The sequence below is a fragment of the Rhodococcus sp. NPDC057135 genome, from assembly GCF_042670865.1.
Classification (GTDB): domain Bacteria; phylum Actinomycetota; class Actinomycetes; order Mycobacteriales; family Mycobacteriaceae; genus Rhodococcus_F.
Genome location: NZ_JBHUUU010000001.1, coordinates 526,540 through 546,312 on the forward strand (window position 1 = coordinate 526,540; position 19,773 = coordinate 546,312).

The following is a 19,773-nucleotide window of genomic DNA, read 5'->3' on the forward strand; positions in this document are numbered from 1 at the left end:
ATGTTCGAACTGACAATGAATCGACCGCGTGAGGATTACGGCTTCTTCGGCCCAGGATCACCCAGTTGGAAAATATGGGCGGCTCCGACAGCATTGATCGGTTTCCAGCGGTCGGTGGTGCTCGAGCACTTCGACCCCTTCCTTGCTGCCGCTGTGGCAGACATGAGCGGGATCTACAGCGATCCGGCCGGGCGACTCGACCGAACCTTGGCCTACTTCCTGACCGTCGCCACTGCCGACGGGCGGACGGCACTGGCCTTGTCCGACCATCTCATGACGGTTCACGCTCAGGCTTCGGGCATCGAACCGATCACCGGAACTCGTTACAGTGCAAACAATCCGGCGTCACAACTGTGGATCCACGTGACCGGTTGGCATTCGGTGCTCAAGTGCTACGAGATGTACGGGCCGGGACCACTCTCCGCCGTCGAAGAGCAGCGGTACTGGGAAGAATGTGTGATCGCTGCCGAACTACAGACATGCAAGACCTCCGACGTTCCACGCTCCCGAGACGAGGTACGTGAGTACTTCGCAGAAGTCAGGCCCAGATTGTGTACCTCTGAGCGTGCCAACCGGGCGATGCACTACTTGTTGAGAACTCCGAGAGCGCAGGGGAAGACGAAGTTCGCGGCCTTCAGCCGATTGGTCGCGCCGGCCACTATCGCGACGTTGCCCGGCTGGATGCGAACGATGGGTGGGTTCGATCAGCCCGCGTTGTTGGACAGGGCAATTGCGCCCGCGGTGCGAACTGCAGTCCGGGTGGGCAGTTCACCGAAGAACATGACCACTGCTCTGAAAGTCATTGCGCCGATGACGGGCAAGGTGTTGGAGCGCCACCTGCGTGACGAGCAACCCCTCGACCCGAGGGTTGTCACCCCAGCGGAGATTCGGGAGCGATTCCCGCGAGCCGCCAAGGTTCCGCAGGCAGTCTGACGGGTTCACCACGACCTGTGGGCTCCGTATCGGGTGCTGATGTCCGATGCGGAGCCTGGCCGTATTCTGTTGCGCCTGAGAAGCTGTTCTCAGGTTTTGAAGGTGGTGTTCGCCGGCCGGGGGTGCTGTCCGGGGTCGATGGAGGGCGGCGGGATGAACCACGGTTTGTTGTCGACACCGATTCGGATTTCCCACTTGCCGACGAACCCCGATTTGCGGTGCATCAGCCGGTGGTGGGAACGGCACAGCAGGACAAGGTTGTTCATCACCGTCGGGCCGCCGTTCGCCCAGTGCCTGATATGGTGCGCATCGGTCCAGGCTGGTACGCATGAACACCCCGGGAACGCGCAGCCCTTGTCTCGGGCGATCAGGGCGACGCGTTGTTCGGCGTTGACCAACCGTTTTCCGGGTTTCGCATCGAGCGGTGCGCCGTGATCGTCGAGTAGGACGGTGGACAGGAAACAATCGCAGCCGAGAAGCCTCGTCTGCGACACCGACAGCGGTCCGAGCCATGGCATGTGCCCGACATCGAGATCCGACGGGGACTCTTCACCATTCGAGGGCGCGGCGGCGCAGTCCCGATGCTCAGCGAGGTCGCGGGCGTTGATGTGCACGTTCACGTGTGGGCGTTGGCCGCCGTCGGTTCCGGTTTTTGCGCAGTCGAGGTATCGGCGGATCAGTTCGGTGAACCCGTCCGCGGTCCGCTTTGCCGCCGACCGTGCGTCGGGGGTTCCGTCGGGCGCGGGGGTGGGCATCGTCAGATTCGACAACGCCGAGAGCAGCATTTCACCGGTGAGGGCGTCGAAATCCCCGCGCACCACCACCCGACCATTAAGTGTCGAGGCGATGCGGAGCTCGTTCCGGTCGACGTCTTCGGCGGGCGGAATCTCATCTGATTCGAACAACCGCTCCAACGTCGCAATCACATGCCGCACCTTCGTCGTCGTCGCCTCCACCCCCGACGCAGCCGCCAACAACAAATCGATGCAGCGAGGCATCGCTTCCTCCGGCATCCCCTTCGGCGGAGATTCACAAAACGCCACGATCAAGACTGCGTGATCGAACGAGCAATCCCCGCAATCGAACCGAGCCGCTACCGCCGGAAACGGCCGCAGCGCTGCGCCCAGGGCGGCGATTTTCTTCCCGTCCCGAACCTGCAGCATCGTGTTCGCCGCCAACCAAGAACCGACACCGCGGCTGGCAATCACCTGATCATCCGGACGCATCGACAGTTCGTCTACCACCGCAACCCGAACGGCTTCCAGCCGCAGAATCTCCGCACTCGTCTCGACAGCCGCAGCGCGTAACTCCGCAGCAGTCAACTGCCACAGGCGTCCGCGTAATCCCACCGCAGAACCCGACACCACGTCCGACAACAAGACACTCATTGAATACCCCGATCCCCACCCCCAACAATACTCGAACACGCGTTCGAGTCAAGAGCGTTTTCGAATCCTCGATTCGATCCCGTCGAGGAGGATCTGGAGTCCCTGAGTAAATGACTCCTCGGCTTCTCGTTCGAGATAGAAGTCGCCGCCCGGTGTTGGTGGGGCCTCCCGACCCAACTGCATTGTGTGCGGGAAGTGGTCCGCGAAGTCCGGTGCAGCGTCGGCGAGTGCAGCAGAAGACTCTGCCCACCAATGAGATTCGGAATCGCCGATGGTCGACGCGCTCCGGATGTCCACAAGTGTCCGGGCGGACCCCCGGATGAAATGGAAAAGCATGCTCACCGATCTGCGGATGGTCGGTGCATCGAGACCTGTGGAGTAGAGGATGGACAGAAGCGATTCGAGTCCCGCTTGCTCGTGCGGACCCAGGACAGGGCGCGCCAACGAGACGTCCAATGTCCACGGATGGCGTGTGTGTAGTGCGAAGAGTTCGGCGGCCCAGGCAGACAATGCGATACGCCAGTCGTTGATGACTTCGATCGTCGGTAACTCGGCATGGACCCGGTCGTACATGAGGTCCAGTAACTCGTCCTTTCCCGGTATGTAGGTGTACAGCGACATCGCTGTGCGGCCGAGGTGCTCGCCGATCATGCGCATCGAGAGCGGGGTCGTGGGGTTGGCGTCGGCAACCTCGATTGCGGCGTCAACGACCGTGTCCGTGGACAGCGCAGGCTTCGGTCCTCGGCGTCCGGAAGTCGCTATGGGTTGACGCCACAGAAGTGAAATCGTGCGTGCGATATCGCGTTGGCCTGTCTGTTTGCTCATCTTGCCGCTTTCGTTGGGTCGCGCTATTCTAATTACTTTACAGTGTAAATATTTCGAGGAGTCAACATGGCGGAAGCAAGACTTCACGACGGGACAACTATCGACGTCGAGATCCTCGGGCGTGGCCCGGCCCTTTTGATGCCCGTGAACCCGGTTCCGGCAACCGGAAGCAATGCGGAAGAATTGCGCGCCTGGGGCGTCGACCCTTCGCTGGGCCGAACGATCATGGAAGAACTGGCATCGAAATTCACGGTGGTTGCCTTCGACTACGAAGGTCACCGGATGGCATCGCCCGCCCCGGACACGCTCACTCCCGTCAACATCGCGTCGGACTTTCTGTCCGTGGCAGATTCGGCCGGGATTGACCAGTTCGCCTACTACGGATACTCCTGGCTGGCCGTGTGTGGATTGCAGTTGGTGCTGCGCACCGATCGTCTGACTGCCCTGGCCATGGGTGGTTTCCCGCCATTGAATGGGCCCTACAGAGCGATGCTCCAGGTAACCGAAGCTACACACCGCATGGCGAGCGAACCGCCCCGGCGCACATCGCCACCCACTGCGTCACAGCCGGCATCACCGGACGACTTCGATTGGAACTCCATCGACATTGCATTGACCGAAGCGCAGACCCGCCAGTTCGTGACGTTGTACCGCGCACTGAGTGATTTCGACGACCGGAAGGCTCAAGAGCACATCCGTTGTCCGCGAATGTGTTTCGTCGGGGCGGAAGACGTCATCGAGTACGGTGACCGGTGGGGTGGAGTACGAGTCGCGCCTGGCGATCTCGACGTCGACGCGACTCGGTTGGCAGGGTGGCATGTCGAGGTGCTCGACGGTCTCAATCACACGCGGGCAATGCAACCGGCTAATGTTCTGCCAATTCTCAAACCCTGGTTGGAGAATGCGGTCGGTGTTTGACCGCGTGCGCACACGGGTAACCCGCTCCGGATGCCGTCAGCGTGAGGGGGCCGTGAGTGGACGAGTCACACAAGATCCGTCGCCGATCGTTTGTTCAAGGGCTTGGCCTGCTCGCTGGACTGAGTGCATTGTCCGCTGGATCTGCGACGGCTCGACCTCCTGATATCGATCCACTGCGCCCATTCCAACTTCCGTCACCCCGGCTGGAACCGTTCCGGGAGCCCCTTCCTGTCCTGCCGGGCATTTCGGGTGGCAATCTGGAGCTTCGCGCGGCGTCGTCGATGCACCGGTTCCATCCGGACCTACCGTCGTCGCCGTCGCTGGGATACGGCGGGTTGGACTATCTGGGCCCCACCATCGAGGCGCACGTCGATCAACTCGTGACAGTGCGATACGCCAATGGCATTGCTGCGTATCCGCTTGCCGCGGATGTCGATCCGGGTCTACACGGTGTGAGCGACCTCGACCGCACACAGGTCCCCACCTCGCTTCACCTGCATGGAGGAGTTACTGCACCACAGTTCGACGGACATCCGGAGTTGATTCAACGGCCGGGCGAAGGTTTGGTCCACGAATACACGAATGGTCGTGCGGCCGGTAATCTCTGGTACCACGATCACGCCATGGGGATGACTCGCCTCAACGTCTACGCCGGGCTGGTAGGGATGTATTTTCTCCGTGACGACGCTGACACAGGCACCGCCGGGAACTCTCTCGGCTTGCCGTCCGGTGAGTTCGAGCTTCCGATGATTCTGCAGGACAAGGTATTCACCTCCGACGGTCAGCAGAGTGTCCGTTCCACGTGGCTCACTCCGCAAGGTTCATGGGATCCGGCGACTCCCGGTGACGTGGGCGTGGTGAACGGCGTCGTATGGCCGAAAGTGGAGGTGGCTCGCGGACTGTATCGATTGCGACTGCTCAATGCCGCAACCTATTCGGTGTGGAATCTGCACTTCGCAAATCGTATGCGGTTCTGGGTGATCGGTTCCGAAGGTGGGTTACTGGCCGCTCCTGCGCCGACGGATCACGTCCGGTTGAGTCCAGGTGAACGCGCTGATTTGCTGGTCGACTTCAGCATGCTCGAGCCGGGCACGACGGTGGAATTGCGCAACGACGAACCGGTACCTCTTGCGGTGGCTCAACGCGGCACGCAGGTGATGCCGGTCTTCTGCCGGTTCGACGTGGGCAGTGCAGTAGGGTTCACCGGCACGATTCCCCAGAAGTTGAATTCCGTTGCCGCCGAGCCTGCGTCCCCGGATGTGGTGCGAAATCTAACGATCATGCAGCTGTCGCGTCCCTCGGATTATCCCTCGATCACCATGTCGCTCAACAATTTGCGGTTCACCGATTCGGATATCGAACTACCGCGCCAGGGGACCGTCGAACAATGGAATCTGATCAACATCACCACGGAACCGCATCCGATTCATCTGCATCTGGTGGCGTTCCGCGTTGTGGGACGCCAGAACATCGACACTGCAGCGCTGATGCAGCGGTATCCGGTACCTGACCTGGGGGTCCGGTGGACGCCGTCGGCCGAGGAGTTCGTGACCTCCCCGCTGCGGCCTCCCGAAGTGTGGGAAACGGGGGAGAAAGACACTGTCATCGTGGATGCCAACTCGATTACCCGCGTGATCGTTCGCTTTCCGACGGCGGACGAGCTGGGCTTCGATCCGGATGCAACATTCGCGCGAGGTTCCATGGCGGATCACTCGGCACACGGTGAGGCCGGCATGGAGGACCTGCAGGGGTACGTCTGGCACTGCCACATGCTCGATCACGAAGACCACGACATGATGTTGCGATATCGGGTGGTGACGTAGCCTTCAAAGGGAGAAAAGTTCCCAGAGGAGGCAGCTGTGTCGGAAGGTGCGCCCACCGGGCCCCTGGACGGATATCGGGTGATTGAACTCGGAACCTTGATCGCCGGGCCCTTCGCCGGGAAATTGCTCGGCGACATGGGAGCCGACGTGATCAAGATCGAATCACCGGACCGCCCAGACCCGCTTCGTACCTGGGGTCAGGCTGAGCAGGACGGTCATCGATTCTTCTGGACGGTTCACGCCCGCAACAAGCGGTGTGTGACGTTGGATCTTCGCGTCGACGCGGGGCGAGACCTGTTTTTGAATCTGGTCGAACATGCGGACGTGGTGGTCGAGAACTTCCGGCCGGGAACCCTCGAGAAGTGGGGTCTGGGATTCGAAGTTCTCAGTGCGCGCAATCCGAAGTTGGTGTTGGCCAGGGTATCCGGGTACGGGCAGAGCGGACCGCAAGCCAAGAGCGCCGGCTACGCCTCGGTTGCCGAAGCGGTCAGCGGATTTCGGCATCTGAACGGTTATCCAGGGCAGGCACCTCCGCGTATTGCCCTTTCGCTCGGAGATTCCCTCGGCGGGATGTTCGCCGTTCAGGGAGTGTTGGCGGCGTTGCTCTCGCGAGAGCGGACCGGCCGCGGTCAGGTCGTCGACGTTGCTCTCACGGAATCCTGTCTGGCGGTGCAGGAATCCACGATTCCGGATTACGACCGCGGCGGCATCATCCGACAGCCCTCGGGAACGAGGTTGGAGGGTATCGCGCCGTCCAACATCTATCAGACCTCTGAAGGAAACTGGGTGGTGATCGCGGCCAATCAGGACACGTTGTTCGCTCGGCTGTGCAGCATCATGGGTTCACCGGAACTTGCTCAGGACGAGCGTTTCGCGGATCACGTTGCGCGGGGAAAGCACCAGGATGAACTCGACGAACTGATCGCCGAATGGGTTGTGGCACAGGATCCCGCGACGCTGGTGGAACGGCTGACCGAGGTGGGAGTTGTTGCCGGACCGATCAATACGGTTGAAGACGTCGTCAAGGATCCTCAGTTGATCGAACGGGGAATGCTTGTCGACCACTACGACGAGCGGATCGGGGAAAACGTCCTCGGCTTGGGCGTCGTGCCTACCTTCAGTGAGACCCCTGGATCCGTGCGCAACGCGGGAGCGTCGGCGCCGGGTCACGACAACTCCTCGGTCTGGGGTGGGCTCCTCGGACTCTCGGACGACGAGCAGGCAGAACTGAAAACGAAGGGCGTGATCTGACATGTCGGTCCCTGACGCGGGTATTCCAGCAGTCAGTATTCGTGAAGTCGGGCCACGGGACGGGTTGCAGATCGAAGACCCGGTGTCGCTGGCGGAGAAACTTCGACTTGTCGAAGCTCTGGCTGCGACGGGTGTTTCGCGCATCGAGGCGACGTCGTTCGTCTCACCGCGCGCTGTGCCGGCATTGGCGGACGCGGAGTTATTGGCCGCAGAACTGCACCAGTGGCCGGGCATCGAGTTCTCGGCATTGGTCGCCGGAATCGGAGGAGCGAAACGGGCCGTCGCCGCAGGAATGAAAACCGTCGAATACGTTGTGTCGGCATCGAATGGACACAGCGAAGCCAACACTCGGTCGACCACGGAGCAAGCGACCGAACGTATCGGAGAGGTCGTCCAGATCGTCCACGACGCCGGTGGGCGGGTAGAGGTCATCGTGGCCACAGCCTGGGACTGCCCGTTCGACGGTCCCACCGATCCGGATCGTGTTCTGCGGATTGCGGAGCAGGCCAAAGAGTTCGGCGCTGATCAGTTCTCGATCGCGGACACCATCGGTACTGCCACGCCGGGGCGTGTCGGACGGTTGATCGACGCTGTGGGCGAAAGAGTGGGCGACTTCGGCTTGGGTGTGCACTTCCACAACACTCGCGGCGCTGGTCTTGCCTGCGCGTTGGCGGCTGTGCAGCACGGTGTTCGAAACCTGGACGCGTCCACCGGCGGTCTGGGCGGTTGTCCGTTCGCTCCAGGTGCCAGTGGCAATATTGCGACTGAGGAACTGGTCTACATGCTCGAAGACATGGGCATTGCGACAGGTATCGACCTGGATGCGAGCATTCGTGCCGCTGCCGTTGCGGAAGAGATTGTGGGCCATGCAGTTCCCAGTAATCTCCTCCGCGCGGGTGATCGGAAGCGATAGGGCGCCTTACTCGTCTCGGCTGGGTGACGCGAGCTGCAGTTTGACCAACTGTTCGTGTGCCGCCGGCGGCCAACCGATGCGCTGCTTCTCCAGATACCATGCACCGGCGGCAAAAATGATCGCTAGGACGATCCAGATCGCGACACTTCCGATCTGGGAGCCCAGGTCGCTCGACGAGGACGCTTCGCCTGTGCTGTAGTCGTATTCCGTTGTCGTTGTGATTCCCTCGACCGCGAAGGTCCACAGAATCGGAAGTGCGCACAGCGCGGCGAGGGCGCGAGCGATATGTGCTGGACGCAGTTCGAAGATCATTCTTTTCTCCTGGTGATCGACCCGGTGAATCTCATTCTCCTCGAAAGCTATTAGGGATCGATGGTGCTGTCTGTAGTCGGATCGACGGACACGGATGCGGTGCCGAGCTCCGCTAACCCTTCTGTCGTATCAGTTGCATTCCGTTGTGATCGAACTCGATTCGTCGAACGTCCTCGGTGTCGACCAGCATCGTGGCCATGGCGGTGCGCCGTGGTGGGAGGATCCGAATAGTCACTTTGCCTCGCGTGATCGCGGTGAGTTCCCGGACGATGCTCGAGTGGATTCGGTCGCGCACAGCGGGGTTCGCGTCATCCATTCCGTGGTCGTCGAGCAGTACCACCTCGACGCCACGGCTCCGCGCAAGGGCAACGGCATCGACTACGTGATTCTTCTGAAATCCTGGCGCTCGGAGCGAGTCACGTAGTTGAGCTTCGAGAAGCTCACAGGCCAATTTCTCGGTGGAATTCATCGGCACGCCTGAAGCAATCCGCTCGAGCAGGGGCCGGGCCAGCATGTTGAGTCTGTCGAGTTGGGCGTCTCGTTCTTCGATGACTGCCGAAGTGGCTGCTTCCGCGGCGATGCGTTCGGTAGATGCTTGGCGTAGTGCGAAGATCATCTTGGCTCGTGGCCGAATCGTGAGGGCGAAGACCGTCGACATCAGGACTGGCCCGACGTTGGCGAAGGATTCGGAAAAGCCGTACATCGGCCCTTGGCCTGTGACAGTCGACCAGGCAATCGAGGAAGCAATTAGTAGAATCACACCGAGCCAGGCGTAGCCCGTTCTTCCCCGCACGCACATGAAGGTGAAGACGACAGTACACATTCCGAAAGGCCAGAGTTGTGCCGGATTATGCACCGGTACCGGCAATACCATGAACACCGCGCCGCAGGCGACCAAGCCAGTGGCACTGAGAAGGATGCCCTGGGGCAGGGGCATGGGATCCCCGTCGGTCAGGACGATGGAGAAAGCAGCTGCCGACCCAACGAGTACCGCGACCGCCAGCGGCCACCAGGACTTGACTCCGCTTGTCCCGTACGCGGCGGAAATCGAGTATGTGACGGTGAAGCAGACAACCAGAACGAGAGCGGATCTGCTACGCATTCCGAGTAGGTCGCGGATGTCTTTGCCGGCGGTGATGCTCCCCGCGGCGTTGTTCATCGAGGAGCCCTCTCAGGTCTCTGCCAGGACAGAGTGACTGTGGTTCCTGCTCCCGGAGTAGACCCGACGTGCGCTGCACCTCCGGGGATATTGCGTACCCTGGCATGAATGCTCACGGCGATGCCGAGTCGATGTGTCGGTACGGTGCGCGGATCGAAACCGATTCCGTTGTCACGTACCGTCACCTCGATTCGAGTTTCTTCGACAATTGCGTCGACTGAACGGCGTGCGTCCGGCCCTGCGTGATTCTTACTGTTCCGCAGCGCTTCACTCAAGGCTGCGGCGAGAGCACTCACCGGTTCCGACGGAAACTCGGCAGTGTTGGCGTCTGGCCCGACGTGTGACGTGAAGGCGACGTTCTCGTCAACTTCCGATGCCGCCGAACGGAGTTGAGCGAGAACCGCATCCGGGTGCAATCGTTCTGCGGACTCGACTCCAGACCGAAGATGGTCCAGGCGGGTCAGTGTGCGTCGGGACTGCTCGGCGACTGTGGAATCGGAGTCGTTTCGCGCCGCAGCCAACAAGGTCGACATCACGGTGTCGTGGATCAGGGCGTTGAAACGTTCCCGTTCGACGTCCTTGGCAGCTGCAGCCGCGGCGCCGGCGGCCGCAGCGTGGGTAGTGGCAATGGTGGCGTCAAGGGTTTGTCCGGTGCGAAGTGCGACGACGGACGCTGCAACAAAAACTGTGCAGAACATCAGCGCAGCGCTGAGGTCCGGAATCAGGAGATAGAACAGGGGTGCTTCACGGATGGTGTGATTGATCAGTTGGACAAGCGAGACTCCAACTCCGAGGTACAGCAGAGCCCAGGCAGGCTGCCATGCAGCTGCGGCCGCGAGCCCGGCGACACCAGGGATGTTGGCGAGCCACGTCCCGAAGCCTTGGACATGTTCGCCGGTCCAGGCGGGCCACCACGCGCACGCAACGAGAATGTAGGCGATTGCATTGACTGCGGCAGCTCGACGAATCCAGATCGTCTGGGGGAGGAACGTCGAAAGCCCCAATGCCACGGCTGTTCCGAATATCGCGAAGATTGCCACCGGTGTCCACCAGGCCGCGGTGGTTGCTGCTGCGTCCCTGATATTCGGAATCAGGATGAGCAGGTAAAACAAGTAGCCGGTACATACGAATCTACCGAACAGTCGAAGGATCTTGTCGGTGAAGGTGGAATCGGTAGCACTTGATTGACTCTCTGCTGAATCATCCGTCAGGGACGGGCGAGGCAGTCTGGTCAGAGTTCGTCGATCGTGACTATCTGATCTTGTATCGCTCGCACGAGTAGTTCGCATTTCGTCGGTGCGTTCCTTCCAACGTAGGCATACTTCTCGCGAATGCGGGACAGGTGGGTTCCCACTGTTCCCACGCTTATGTAGAGGTTTTGAGCGACGCGTGACTTCGAATCACTGAGTAGCCACGCCCTGAGAACCTCGACTTCGCGCTCCGAAAGGTGTGGTCCGAGGGGTTCTTGTGCCATGCAGTTTTCCACAGTGACGCTCATGAGTTTCGTCTTTCTTTCGAATGGCGGAATGACAGACTCCCCGACAGCGCCGTCTTCTTACCAGGAGAATGTAAGTCGAAGTTGACCCTTTGTCCCAGACATCAATTCCTATGCCCATATTTCCAGGGGCAGCCTTAGCGAAAGTAATTGTCAGCGAAACAGCTTCATTACTGAAGGTCATTGTTTGTCAATGTCAGATTGCTCCCGAAATTCGTCCGTTCCGGAATCGGCAACACCCCGTCCTCGACCGCGCGTTTGTACAGATCAGTCTTTGTGGGGGCCGGCCGTCCGGCGGCCGCATATTTCTGCCTGATGCGCTGGAGGTAGTCGTTGACCGTTTGCGGCGACAATCCGGTGAGCCGCGCAACGCGATCCGCCTTCTCTCCGGATGCGTAAAGTTCGAGTACCTCGAGTTGTCGAGGACTCAGACCCACCTCACCTAGACCTGGATCCCCGTCAATGGCGGCGGCCCACTCCGTCGTCACCACCTGCCCTCCCGACGCGGCGGAACGTATCGCATCAACCACGACGGCAGTCGGCTCGGATTTGCGTACAACACCCAGCACACCGGCACGGGCGGCCGAGCGAACGAGAAACGGGTTCTCTGCTCCGGTGAAGATCAATGTCTCGAGCCCGGCTGCCCGCAGTTGCTCGACGTTGCTCTTGGGCGATGACCCGTCAGCCAGCCGGAGGTCGAGAATTGCCAGATCCAAGGCGACGTTCTGAGCGAGCAGTTCGGACACGGTGGTCGCGATGCACACCAACTCGAGATCTGGTTCGTCCTTCAGCATCACGGACAAGCCGATAGCCACCGACTCGTGGTCTTCGACCAGCCCTACGCGGCGATGTGGAAATGCAGTTTGCTCCGACATACGAACGATCCCCTCCTCTCGATGCGAAGACGTTATCAGGGAAGCTGACCGGTTGGTCTGGATAGCGTTATCGGCTGGCTAAGTTTTGAAGTCAGCCTGGACTGTTTTGCGTTTCGGCTCTACAGTTGTCTTGTGACCGAGACCACGTCTGACGCGAAAGTAAGCCGTACGCAGGCCGAACGAACTGCCGCGATGCGTGGGCGCCTGCTCGACGCCGCCGTCGAGTCGCTGGTCGAACTGGGCTACGCACGGACCAGTACGCAAGAGATCGCCCGCCGCGCAGGCGTTTCGCGGGGTACGCAACTGCACCATTTTCCGACAAAGGAATCGCTGGTCGTTGCGGCCGTCGAGTATCTGGTCGACAAGCGACTGGAAGAAATCCTCACCGCTGAAGTGGATCGCGGTCGAGGCCTCGAGGTCCTGGCGGACGCGTTTTCCGGGCCGCTTTTCTATGCAGCCCTCGAATTGTGGGTCGCGGCGCGAACCGATCCCGTTCTGCACGCGGCGACGGTGCCCCTCGAACGCAAGGTGAGTGAGGCGCTCGAGTTCGGTAGCGCGGAGTTGTTCGGTGATCGGTTCGATTCCGAGTCGGTCGAACTCACCATCGAACTCGTCCGTGGGCTTGCCGTCTCAGCCCTTTTCCGTACATCCGAAGCCGACGACGCGCTCAGAGCGCGACTGTTGCCGGCCTGGCAATCCCGAGTGGAGAAGAAGTGAAGCTTCCCGAACATGTCGAAACGTTGATCGTCGGTGCCGGATTCGCGGGTATGGGCTTGGCGGCCAGAATGCTTCGCGACAACCGAGCAGCGGACGTCGTGTTGATCGAGCGTGGAGCTGATATCGGTGGCACCTGGCGAGATAACACCTACCCCGGTTGTGCCTGTGACGTGCCGACGGCGTTGTACTCGTATTCGTTTGCGCCGAGCGCAGATTGGAGTCACACGTTCGCTCGTCAGCCCGAGATTTACGCCTACCTGAAGAAGGTGGCTGCAGACACCGGCATCGAGGATCGAGTAGTCCTGAACTGCGAACTCGAAGCGGCTGTCTGGGACGAGGATGCGGCGCTGTGGCGTATTCGAACATCCCGAGGCTCCTTGACGGCCAAGACGTTGGTCGCCGCAACAGGGGCGTTGTCGACACCCAAGATTCCGGACTTTCCCGGTCTCGACCAATTCTCTGGTACCACTTTCCATTCGGCGACGTGGAACCACGAACACGAACTGCATGGTGAGCGCGTAGCCGTGATCGGAACGGGAGCGTCGGCGGTTCAGTTCGTTCCTGAAATTGCCGATCCGGCGGCCCATGTCACCGTGTTCCAGAGAACTCCGGCCTGGGTGATCCCGCGAATGGATCGCACCCTACCTGCCGCACAGAAGGCCGTGTACTCGCGGATTCCCGCTACACAGAAGGTGATGCGGGGATGGGTTTACGGCTTCCGTGAGCTACTCGGTGCCGCGATGTCGCACGCGACGTGGGTGCTGCCGGCCTTCGAGGCGGCCGCGCGCGTCCATCTGCGCAGACAGGTGAAAGATCCGGAGTTGCGCCGGAAACTGACTCCCGATTTCACGATCGGCTGCAAGCGAATGCTCCTGTCCAACGACTGGTTGCGCACACTCGACCGCGCGGACGTGAGCCTGGTCGACAGCGGGCTCGTCTCGGTCACCGAAAACGGAGTGGTCGACGGACGCGGCGTCGAGCACAAGGTCGACACCATCATCTTCGCCACGGGGTTCACGCCGACGGAACCTCCTGTAGCGCATCTGATCACAGGAAAACGGGGAGAGACACTTGCCGCGCATTGGGACGGAAGCCCCAATGCGTACAAAGGCACTGCGGTGAGCGGGTTCCCGAATCTGTTCCTCATGTACGGTCCGAACACCAACCTCGGTCACAGTTCGATCGTGTACATGCTCGAGTCCCAGGCCGAGTACGTCAACGATGCGTTGAACACCATGAAGCGTGAGCGACTGGATGCTCTCGACGTCAACGAGTCGGTGCAGGTGCACTACAACAAGGGAATTCAGCACGAGTTGCAGCACACCGTGTGGAACAAGGGCGGATGCTCGAGCTGGTACATCGATCCGGAGGGACGCAACTCGGTGCAGTGGCCGACATTCACTTTCAAATTCCGGTCGCTGCTGGAGCATTTCGATCGTGAGAACTACTCGGCTCGCAAGATCGAGAGCGTAGAGGCATGACCACGACGCACTACGACGTGGTGGTGGTCGGATCGGGATTCGGTGGCAGTGTCGCCGCTCTTCGACTGACGGAGAAGGGTTACCGCGTCGGGGTGCTTGAAGCCGGTCGACGGTTTTCCGACGACGAGCTACCCGAAACCAGTTGGCGACTGCGAAAGTATCTGTGGGCGCCGTGGATTGGGTGCTACGGCGTGCAGCGCATCCATCTGCTTCCGGATGTGCTGGTGATGGCGGGATCCGGAGTTGGCGGAGGATCGTTGAACTACGCCAACACGTTGTATCAGCCACCCAAGCGGTTCTTCGAAGACCGTCAGTGGGCGCACATCACGGACTGGCACGACGAGCTGGCGCCGTACTACGACCAGGCCAAGCGGATGTTGGGTGTTCGCACCAATCCGTCCTTCACTCCCGCCGATGCGGCGATGAAGGAGGTAGCGGAAGAAATGGGTGTGGGGGAGACCTTCACGTCCACACCTGTCGGCGTCTTCTTCGGGGAGGCGGGAGTTTCCGTGCCGGACCCGTTCTTCGGCGGGAAGGGACCCGAGCGCACCGGCTGCACCGAATGTGGGGGATGCATGACCGGGTGCCGCGTCGGGGCAAAGAATACGCTGGTCAAGAACTACCTCCATCTTGCCGAGCAGGCGGGCGCCAGAGTGCATCCGCTCACGACCGTCACCGACCTGCGGCCGGCGGCAAGCGGTGGGTACCACCTGCTGGCGAGGCGAACGGATGGCGTCCGCCGCCGAGAAGTTCGGTTCACCGCCGACCAGGTGGTGGTTGCCGCCGGAACGTACGGAACGGCGAGACTGCTGCTCGGTATGAAGGAATCCGGTGCCTTGCCGGGCCTGTCGGACACTCTGGGCACCGTCGTACGTACCAATTCGGAGGCCGTGCTGGCCGCAACGTCGAAGTCGCGTCGACAGAACTTCACGCAGGGTGTCGCGATCACATCGTCATTTCACCCCGACGATCACACGCACATCGAACCGGTGCGATACGGCAAGGGCAGCAATGCAATAGGGCTTCTGCAGACCGTCCTGAGTGACGGGGGTGGGCGAACTCCCCGGGTGCTGAAGACCCTGGCTGTCGCGGCCCGGCACCCAGGGGCGTTCTTGCGATCGTTGTCGGTGCGGAACTGGTCCGAGCGAACCGTCATCGCGCTGGTGATGCAGACCGACGACAACTCCCTCGAACTCTCGAAGAACACCAAACGATTCGGACGCGCACTCACCAGCAGGCCGGGGCCGGGTGATCCGCCTCCTCAGTGGATTCCGCAGGGCCATACAGCTATTCGGAAGGTGGCCGCGAAGATCGACGGCGATCCGGGCGGTTCCATCGCCGAGATCGTGAACATCCCGATGACGGCGCACTTTCTGGGCGGCTGCGCGATCGGTGACGACGCGTCCAGTGGCGTCGTGGACCCGTATCTGCGTGCATACGGTCATGAGGGACTGCACGTCATGGACGGTTCGGTGGTGAGCGCGAATCTCGGAGTGAACCCTTCCCTGACCATCACGGCGCAGGCGGAACGAGCGTGCGCGATGTGGCCGAACAAAGGTGGCGCGGACGCCCGCCCGGAGACCGGCGAGCCATACGTACGTATCGATCCGACTTTGCCGTCCGATCCGGTGGTGCCGACGCATGCACCAGGAGCTTTGCGGCTTCCCCTGACCATCCGAGCTGAGAAGGTGTCCGATGTGGAGCGTGCCTGAATCGACAAGTGACCGCGTCGACTGGCCGGTGAGTGATCCACCGCCATGGCCGGCTAGCGTTCGCGCGACATTGTGGTGGCACCGCAGCACGTCGGCGGCGCGCGAGCTCGGGCCCGACGGTCGAACGATCCCGATGACGGTGGCCATGATGGTGGACTACCTCGATTCTCCGGTCGGTCCGTATCGCGAGATCCTCGCCAGCCCCGTCTTGCATGCGCCCGGAAAACGGATCGGGCCGATGCCGCGTATGGCGGTCCCTTTCATCGCGGTGGATTCGGAACCGTCGGTGCACGGCGGACGGGTCCACTGGCAACTGCCTAAGGTTCTTGCCGAGTTCGACGGAGACGTGCAGCGGAAATTCACGGCAGCCGGTGACGGATGGCGCGTGCGCTCGGACACGCGGATGTTCGGGCCGCGTCTGCCGATTGCCGGGGCGTTGGGGTTTGCACAGCCGGAATCCGGCGGCGGTGTGGCGATTGCGTCGGCGAGGCTGACCGGATCGTTCCGATACGCGCGCGTGAGCATCGAGTCGGAGGGGCCGACACTGCCGAGCTGGTTGGCGGCGGGCACCCATCACGGCGTCGTGATTCTGGGCGGAAAAATGACTACGGGAGCAGCCAAGCACAGGTAGTAGTTGGTTTGACCCGCGGAAAAGCGACCAAGGCCGCCCCTGTCAGTGACCGGGCGGCCTTGGTCGTGTGGTGTGAAAGTTAGGTGTCGACGTCCCACAGGCGCCTCTCGGCGGGTGGTCGCTCGCAGCGACAAAAGGGGTGGGGCCCGGGGCTTGTTCGGACGCCGACAGGGTGTTCAACGGTGATCTGCCCGGATTTGTTCCCGGGGATCGTCAAGTAATTTCCGACCTGGTGCAGTGAGTACGGGCGGGCGACGAGTTCAGACAGGGCCGAGTTGTGCGAGTTCCTTTTTCAGTGCCGTGCACAGGTCCGATCCCGCCGGCCCGCTCAGCGCTGACCGCAGTCGGTTGAAATAAGTTCGCGGCGACAGACCGAAAGTGACGAAGATGTCCTCGGCAGTGGCACCGTTCCACGGGCGCCACAGGATTGCGAAGTCGATGAGGTCGTCCGCATACGATCCACGATTTCGCGAGCGCTTGGCGCGTCGAACCTGACATTCGTGGGTGGTTGCGACGCTCGTCCCTGCACAGGGCTGAGGTGGCATCTTCGTCACTCGGTTCACAGGAGTCTCCTGAGCTGGTCGGGCACTCACATGACCAGCACGCCGCCGTCCACGGGCAGTGCGACGCCGGTGATGTAACGCGCTTCGTCGGAGGCGAGGAATTTGACGGCGTTGGTGACATCGTCGTTCTCGACCCACGGGATCGGGTAGAGGATCATGTCGCCGGAGGCCTTGGCGAAGTCGTCGCGACCCGGATTGTCCGTGCCGGGAACGAACTGGTTGTACATCGCCTGGTTCTGCACCATCTCGGTGTCGACCTGCGTCGGGTTTACGGTATTGACGCGAATACGATGCGGAGCGAGTTCCTGGGCGAGGGTCTTCATCAATCCCACGACGCCGTGCTTGGCCGAAACATAGTGTCCGACGCCCGTGTACGCGCGTAGCCCGGCAACGGAGGCAGTGAGAACGATCGCGCCGCCGGTGCCCTGTTCGATCATGTGGGGGATCGCGGCCTTGACGGTGCGCCACACACCGCTGAGGTTGACGTCGATCATTTCGCCCCACTTCTCCTCGTCCAACTCGTGCGCGTTCCCGAAGGAGAGGATGCCTGCGTTGGCGATGACGATGTCGACGTGACCGAAGCGATCGAGCCCGGCTTCAAGGGCCAGCTTGACCGAGTCGAAGTTGCGCACGTCGGCGTGCGAGAAGATGATCTTGCCGCCTGCTTCTTCGACGAGACGGATTGTTTCCTGGACGTCGTCCTCCGTGGCCAAGGGGTACGGCACGGTGTCGTTGTCCTTGACGGAGTCGAGAGCGATGATGTTCGCGCCCTCCTGCGCCAGCCGCAATGCGTGATTACGCCCTTGTCCGCGAGCAGCACCCGTGATGAATGCGACCTTGCCTTCGAATCGTCCGGTCATGGGGATCCTCCTGTTGCTGAAATTGTTGTGTACGTGGGTGATCGGAGAGCTATTTGACGAGTACGCCTGCATCGACAGGCAGTGCGACGCCAGTGATGTACCTGGCTTCGTCGGACGCGAGGAAAAGCACGGCATTGCTGACGTCGACGGATTCGACCCACGGGATGGGCAGCGCATTCATTGCTTGCGACAACGGGGCGAAATCCTTACGGGTCGGCTTGTCGATGTCCGGACAGAACAACTTGTACATCGCGTCGTTCATGATCATCGGAGTGTCGACCTGGGTGGGGTTCACCGTGTTGACCCGGATTCGGTGGGGGGCGAGTTCTTGGGCGAGGGTTTTCATCAATCCGTTGACGCCATGTTTTGCGGCTGTGTAGTGCGCGATGTTTCCGTATCCCTTGAGTCCGGCCGCCGAACTGGTCAGGATGATCGCGCCCCCGACGCCCTGTTCGATGAGGTAGGGGATTGTTGCTTTGGCGGTTCGCCACGTGCCGCTGAGATCGATGTCGACGACAGTGCCCCACTGGCTTTCGGTGAGTTCGTGCGTAGGCGAGGGGATGTTGATACCGACGTTGGCACAGACGATGTCGACGTGACCGAACTGGTCGACTCCGCGGCCGAGGACATCCTTGATCGCGGTGAAGTCGCGAACATCGGCCACCTCGGCCAGAATTCGTCCACCGACGGCCTCGACCGACCGGACGGTCTCGGCGAGGTCGGCTTCGCTTGCCAGCGAGTACGGAACGCCTTCGACGTCGGAGCAGATGTCGAGCGCGATGATGTCTGCGCCTTCCTCGGCCAAGCGGATCGCATGTGCCCGGCCCTGGCCGCGTGCTGCGCCGGTGACGAACGCGACCTTGCCCGAAACTCTTCCGGTGGTGCGTGCTCTGGTGGTCACTTGATCACTCCGTATCGGCGTCGGTCGATGGTGAGGGCAACTGCGGCAATCACCACGATGCCCTTGATGACGAGTTGTGTGTAGGGGTCGACGGAGGTCAGGTCCATTCCCGCGCTCAGCAACACGATCACGAGAGCGCCGAGGATCGTTCGATGTGGGCCGCCGACGCCACCGGACAGTGCGGTGCCGCCCACCACCACGGCTGCGATGGAATTGAGCAGGCTGGGGCCTGCACCCATCGGGACGCCGGTGCTGGCCTGGCCGGTGAAGATGATTCCGGCAATCGCGGCGACGGCTCCGGCGACCGCGAAGACCGCAAGTTTGGTGCGTCGTACGCGAACACCGACGAGTGCCGCGGCACGTTCGTTGCCACCGACCGCATACATGTGGCGACCGAACGACGTACCGAACGCCAGGACTGTCGCGCCGATGGTCAGCAGGATTGCGATCAGTGCCCCGTTGGGGACGTTGGGAATCATCGACTCGTTCACCAGGCTCTGGAGAAGATTCGAATTATAGGAAACAGGACCGCCTTTGGAGACGGTGTTGGAAATTCCGTCGAGTACGGACATCATTCCCAGCGTCACCAGGAACGACGGAACCTTGAGCATTGTCGTGATCAGTCCGTTGACCAGTCCGACCAGGGCCCCGGCGACGATCACCATGACTATCGCCAACGGGCCACCGAACTTGTCGATCCACGTGGCGATCAGAATTCCGGCGAGAGTGGCAGTCGCCGCGACCGAAAGATCGATACCACCGATCAGGATGACAAACGTGCCGGCGAGCGCGAGCACGGTCAGGAAAGCCATCTGGTTGAGAATGTTCTGCGCGGACGACGCAGTGATGAAACTTTCCGTGCGCCACTGGAAATAGATGATCAGGACCAGCACCGCAACCGTCGGAACAACTATGTTGCGGTGCTGATCGAGTCGACTCAGCAGACCGCGCGCGCCTGACGGCGCTGCGGCATCGCTGGCCGGCGATTGCTTCGAGAGTGTCTGGGTCACTGCATT

General features: G+C 61.4%; 20 protein-coding genes. 9 read left to right on the forward strand and 11 right to left on the reverse strand.

Annotated features, from left to right (window positions below; genetic code table 11):
• Positions 1-933 carry an oxygenase MpaB family protein gene (locus ACFT1A_RS02465; protein WP_378445688.1) on the forward strand — a complete coding sequence of 311 codons (933 nt, stop codon included), beginning with the start codon at positions 1-3 and terminating at the stop codon, positions 931-933.
• Positions 934-1,022: 89 nt separating this feature from the next.
• Here ACFT1A_RS02465 and ACFT1A_RS02470 read toward each other — a convergent pair whose 3' ends face one another.
• Positions 1,023-2,321, reverse strand: a complete 1,299-nt coding sequence (locus ACFT1A_RS02470) for a DUF222 domain-containing protein (protein WP_378445689.1) — start codon at positions 2,319-2,321, stop codon at positions 1,023-1,025.
• 48 nt (positions 2,322-2,369) lie between these two features.
• Positions 2,370-3,146 carry a TetR/AcrR family transcriptional regulator gene (locus ACFT1A_RS02475; protein WP_378445690.1) on the reverse strand — a complete coding sequence of 259 codons (777 nt, stop codon included), beginning with the start codon at positions 3,144-3,146 and terminating at the stop codon, positions 2,370-2,372.
• 66 nt (positions 3,147-3,212) lie between these two features.
• Between ACFT1A_RS02475 and ACFT1A_RS02480 the strand changes: the two genes are divergently transcribed.
• The 4 genes from ACFT1A_RS02480 to ACFT1A_RS02495 are packed head-to-tail and all read left to right on the forward strand — an operon-like array spanning position 3,213 to position 8,051.
• Complete coding sequence (locus ACFT1A_RS02480; protein WP_378445691.1) at positions 3,213-4,064, forward strand: alpha/beta fold hydrolase; 852 nt, start codon at positions 3,213-3,215, stop codon at positions 4,062-4,064.
• A 56-nt stretch (positions 4,065-4,120) separates the two neighbouring features.
• The gene (locus ACFT1A_RS02485) at positions 4,121-5,887 is read left to right on the forward strand and encodes a multicopper oxidase family protein (protein WP_378445692.1); all 1,767 of its coding nucleotides are present in this window, start codon (positions 4,121-4,123) and stop codon (positions 5,885-5,887) included.
• Between the two features lie 36 nt (positions 5,888-5,923).
• Positions 5,924-7,138: a CaiB/BaiF CoA transferase family protein gene (locus ACFT1A_RS02490; RefSeq protein ID WP_378445693.1), complete on the forward strand. Its 1,215-nt coding sequence runs from the start codon at positions 5,924-5,926 to the stop codon at positions 7,136-7,138.
• Position 7,139: 1 nt separating this feature from the next.
• Complete coding sequence (locus ACFT1A_RS02495) at positions 7,140-8,051, forward strand: hydroxymethylglutaryl-CoA lyase (protein ID WP_378445694.1); 912 nt, start codon at positions 7,140-7,142, stop codon at positions 8,049-8,051.
• A gap of 6 nt (positions 8,052-8,057) precedes the next feature.
• On the opposite strand, the gene ACFT1A_RS02500 is transcribed toward ACFT1A_RS02495, so the two are convergent.
• From ACFT1A_RS02500 to ACFT1A_RS02520, 5 genes are all read right to left on the reverse strand, one after another.
• Positions 8,058-8,363, reverse strand: a complete 306-nt coding sequence (locus ACFT1A_RS02500; protein ID WP_378445695.1) for a hypothetical protein — start codon at positions 8,361-8,363, stop codon at positions 8,058-8,060.
• 112 nt (positions 8,364-8,475) lie between these two features.
• Entirely contained in the window at positions 8,476-9,522 is a 1,047-nt protein-coding gene (locus ACFT1A_RS02505) for a hypothetical protein (protein WP_378445696.1), read from the reverse strand.
• On the reverse strand, positions 9,519-10,562 hold the full coding sequence (locus ACFT1A_RS02510) for a sensor histidine kinase (protein WP_378445697.1): 1,044 nt from the start codon (positions 10,560-10,562) through the stop codon (positions 9,519-9,521). Before ACFT1A_RS02510 ends, ACFT1A_RS02505 begins: the two co-directional genes overlap by 4 nt.
• 191 nt (positions 10,563-10,753) lie before the next feature.
• Positions 10,754-11,020: a response regulator transcription factor gene (locus ACFT1A_RS02515; RefSeq protein WP_378445698.1), complete on the reverse strand. Its 267-nt coding sequence runs from the start codon at positions 11,018-11,020 to the stop codon at positions 10,754-10,756.
• 167 nt (positions 11,021-11,187) lie between these two features.
• Positions 11,188-11,892 carry a LuxR C-terminal-related transcriptional regulator gene (locus tag ACFT1A_RS02520; RefSeq protein ID WP_378445699.1) on the reverse strand — a complete coding sequence of 235 codons (705 nt, stop codon included), beginning with the start codon at positions 11,890-11,892 and terminating at the stop codon, positions 11,188-11,190.
• A gap of 192 nt (positions 11,893-12,084) precedes the next feature.
• Here ACFT1A_RS02520 and ACFT1A_RS02525 point away from each other — a divergent pair, with 192 nt between their 5' ends.
• From ACFT1A_RS02525 to ACFT1A_RS02540, 4 genes are read left to right on the forward strand one after another with little or no spacing between them, the layout of a single operon-like run.
• The gene (locus tag ACFT1A_RS02525) at positions 12,085-12,609 is read left to right on the forward strand and encodes a TetR/AcrR family transcriptional regulator (protein WP_223304522.1); all 525 of its coding nucleotides are present in this window, start codon (positions 12,085-12,087) and stop codon (positions 12,607-12,609) included.
• Entirely contained in the window at positions 12,606-14,090 is a 1,485-nt protein-coding gene (locus tag ACFT1A_RS02530) for a flavin-containing monooxygenase (protein ID WP_378445700.1), read from the forward strand. The genes ACFT1A_RS02525 and ACFT1A_RS02530 overlap by 4 nt, the downstream gene beginning before the upstream one ends.
• On the forward strand, positions 14,087-15,802 hold the full coding sequence (locus ACFT1A_RS02535; protein ID WP_378445701.1) for a GMC oxidoreductase: 1,716 nt from the start codon (positions 14,087-14,089) through the stop codon (positions 15,800-15,802). The genes ACFT1A_RS02530 and ACFT1A_RS02535 overlap by 4 nt, the downstream gene beginning before the upstream one ends.
• The gene (locus tag ACFT1A_RS02540; RefSeq protein WP_378445702.1) at positions 15,786-16,433 is read left to right on the forward strand and encodes a hypothetical protein; all 648 of its coding nucleotides are present in this window, start codon (positions 15,786-15,788) and stop codon (positions 16,431-16,433) included. Before ACFT1A_RS02535 ends, ACFT1A_RS02540 begins: the two co-directional genes overlap by 17 nt.
• 260 nt (positions 16,434-16,693) lie before the next feature.
• Here the strand turns inward: ACFT1A_RS02540 and ACFT1A_RS02545 are convergent, their stop codons facing one another.
• Genes ACFT1A_RS02545 through ACFT1A_RS02560 form a run of 4 tightly spaced genes read right to left on the reverse strand, consistent with a single transcriptional unit; the run spans position 16,694 to position 19,767 of the window.
• Positions 16,694-16,996 (reverse strand): hypothetical protein, encoded by a 303-nt coding sequence (locus tag ACFT1A_RS02545; RefSeq protein ID WP_378445703.1) that lies wholly within the window; start codon positions 16,994-16,996, stop codon positions 16,694-16,696.
• Positions 16,997-17,022: 26 nt separating this feature from the next.
• Positions 17,023-17,856 carry a mycofactocin-coupled SDR family oxidoreductase gene (locus tag ACFT1A_RS02550; protein WP_020905939.1) on the reverse strand — a complete coding sequence of 278 codons (834 nt, stop codon included), beginning with the start codon at positions 17,854-17,856 and terminating at the stop codon, positions 17,023-17,025.
• Positions 17,857-17,905: 49 nt separating this feature from the next.
• Positions 17,906-18,757 (reverse strand): mycofactocin-coupled SDR family oxidoreductase, encoded by an 852-nt coding sequence (locus tag ACFT1A_RS02555; RefSeq protein WP_378445704.1) that lies wholly within the window; start codon positions 18,755-18,757, stop codon positions 17,906-17,908.
• Complete coding sequence (locus tag ACFT1A_RS02560; RefSeq protein WP_378445705.1) at positions 18,754-19,767, reverse strand: ABC transporter permease; 1,014 nt, start codon at positions 19,765-19,767, stop codon at positions 18,754-18,756. Before ACFT1A_RS02560 ends, ACFT1A_RS02555 begins: the two co-directional genes overlap by 4 nt.
• Positions 19,768-19,773: the final 6 nt, after the last annotated feature.

Excerpts from the sequence above, each read along its gene's own strand:
- ACFT1A_RS02465 (WP_378445688.1), top strand. The coding sequence starts at position 1 with ATGTTCGAACTGACAATGAATCGACCGCGTGAGGATTACGGCTTCTTC.
- ACFT1A_RS02470 (WP_378445689.1), bottom strand. The coding sequence starts at position 2,321 with ATGAGTGTCTTGTTGTCGGACGTGGTGTCGGGTTCTGCGGTGGGATTA.
- ACFT1A_RS02475 (WP_378445690.1), bottom strand. The coding sequence starts at position 3,146 with ATGAGCAAACAGACAGGCCAACGCGATATCGCACGCACGATTTCACTT.
- ACFT1A_RS02480 (WP_378445691.1), top strand. The coding sequence starts at position 3,213 with ATGGCGGAAGCAAGACTTCACGACGGGACAACTATCGACGTCGAGATC.
- ACFT1A_RS02495 (WP_378445694.1), top strand. The coding sequence starts at position 7,140 with ATGTCGGTCCCTGACGCGGGTATTCCAGCAGTCAGTATTCGTGAAGTC.
- ACFT1A_RS02500 (WP_378445695.1), bottom strand. The coding sequence starts at position 8,363 with ATGATCTTCGAACTGCGTCCAGCACATATCGCTCGCGCCCTCGCCGCG.
- ACFT1A_RS02505 (WP_378445696.1), bottom strand. The coding sequence starts at position 9,522 with ATGAACAACGCCGCGGGGAGCATCACCGCCGGCAAAGACATCCGCGAC.
- ACFT1A_RS02515 (WP_378445698.1), bottom strand. The coding sequence starts at position 11,020 with ATGAGCGTCACTGTGGAAAACTGCATGGCACAAGAACCCCTCGGACCA.
- ACFT1A_RS02520 (WP_378445699.1), bottom strand. The coding sequence starts at position 11,892 with ATGTCGGAGCAAACTGCATTTCCACATCGCCGCGTAGGGCTGGTCGAA.
- ACFT1A_RS02525 (WP_223304522.1), top strand. The coding sequence starts at position 12,085 with ATGCGTGGGCGCCTGCTCGACGCCGCCGTCGAGTCGCTGGTCGAACTG.
- ACFT1A_RS02535 (WP_378445701.1), top strand. The coding sequence starts at position 14,087 with ATGACCACGACGCACTACGACGTGGTGGTGGTCGGATCGGGATTCGGT.
- ACFT1A_RS02540 (WP_378445702.1), top strand. The coding sequence starts at position 15,786 with ATGTGGAGCGTGCCTGAATCGACAAGTGACCGCGTCGACTGGCCGGTG.
- ACFT1A_RS02550 (WP_020905939.1), bottom strand. The coding sequence starts at position 17,856 with ATGACCGGACGATTCGAAGGCAAGGTCGCATTCATCACGGGTGCTGCT.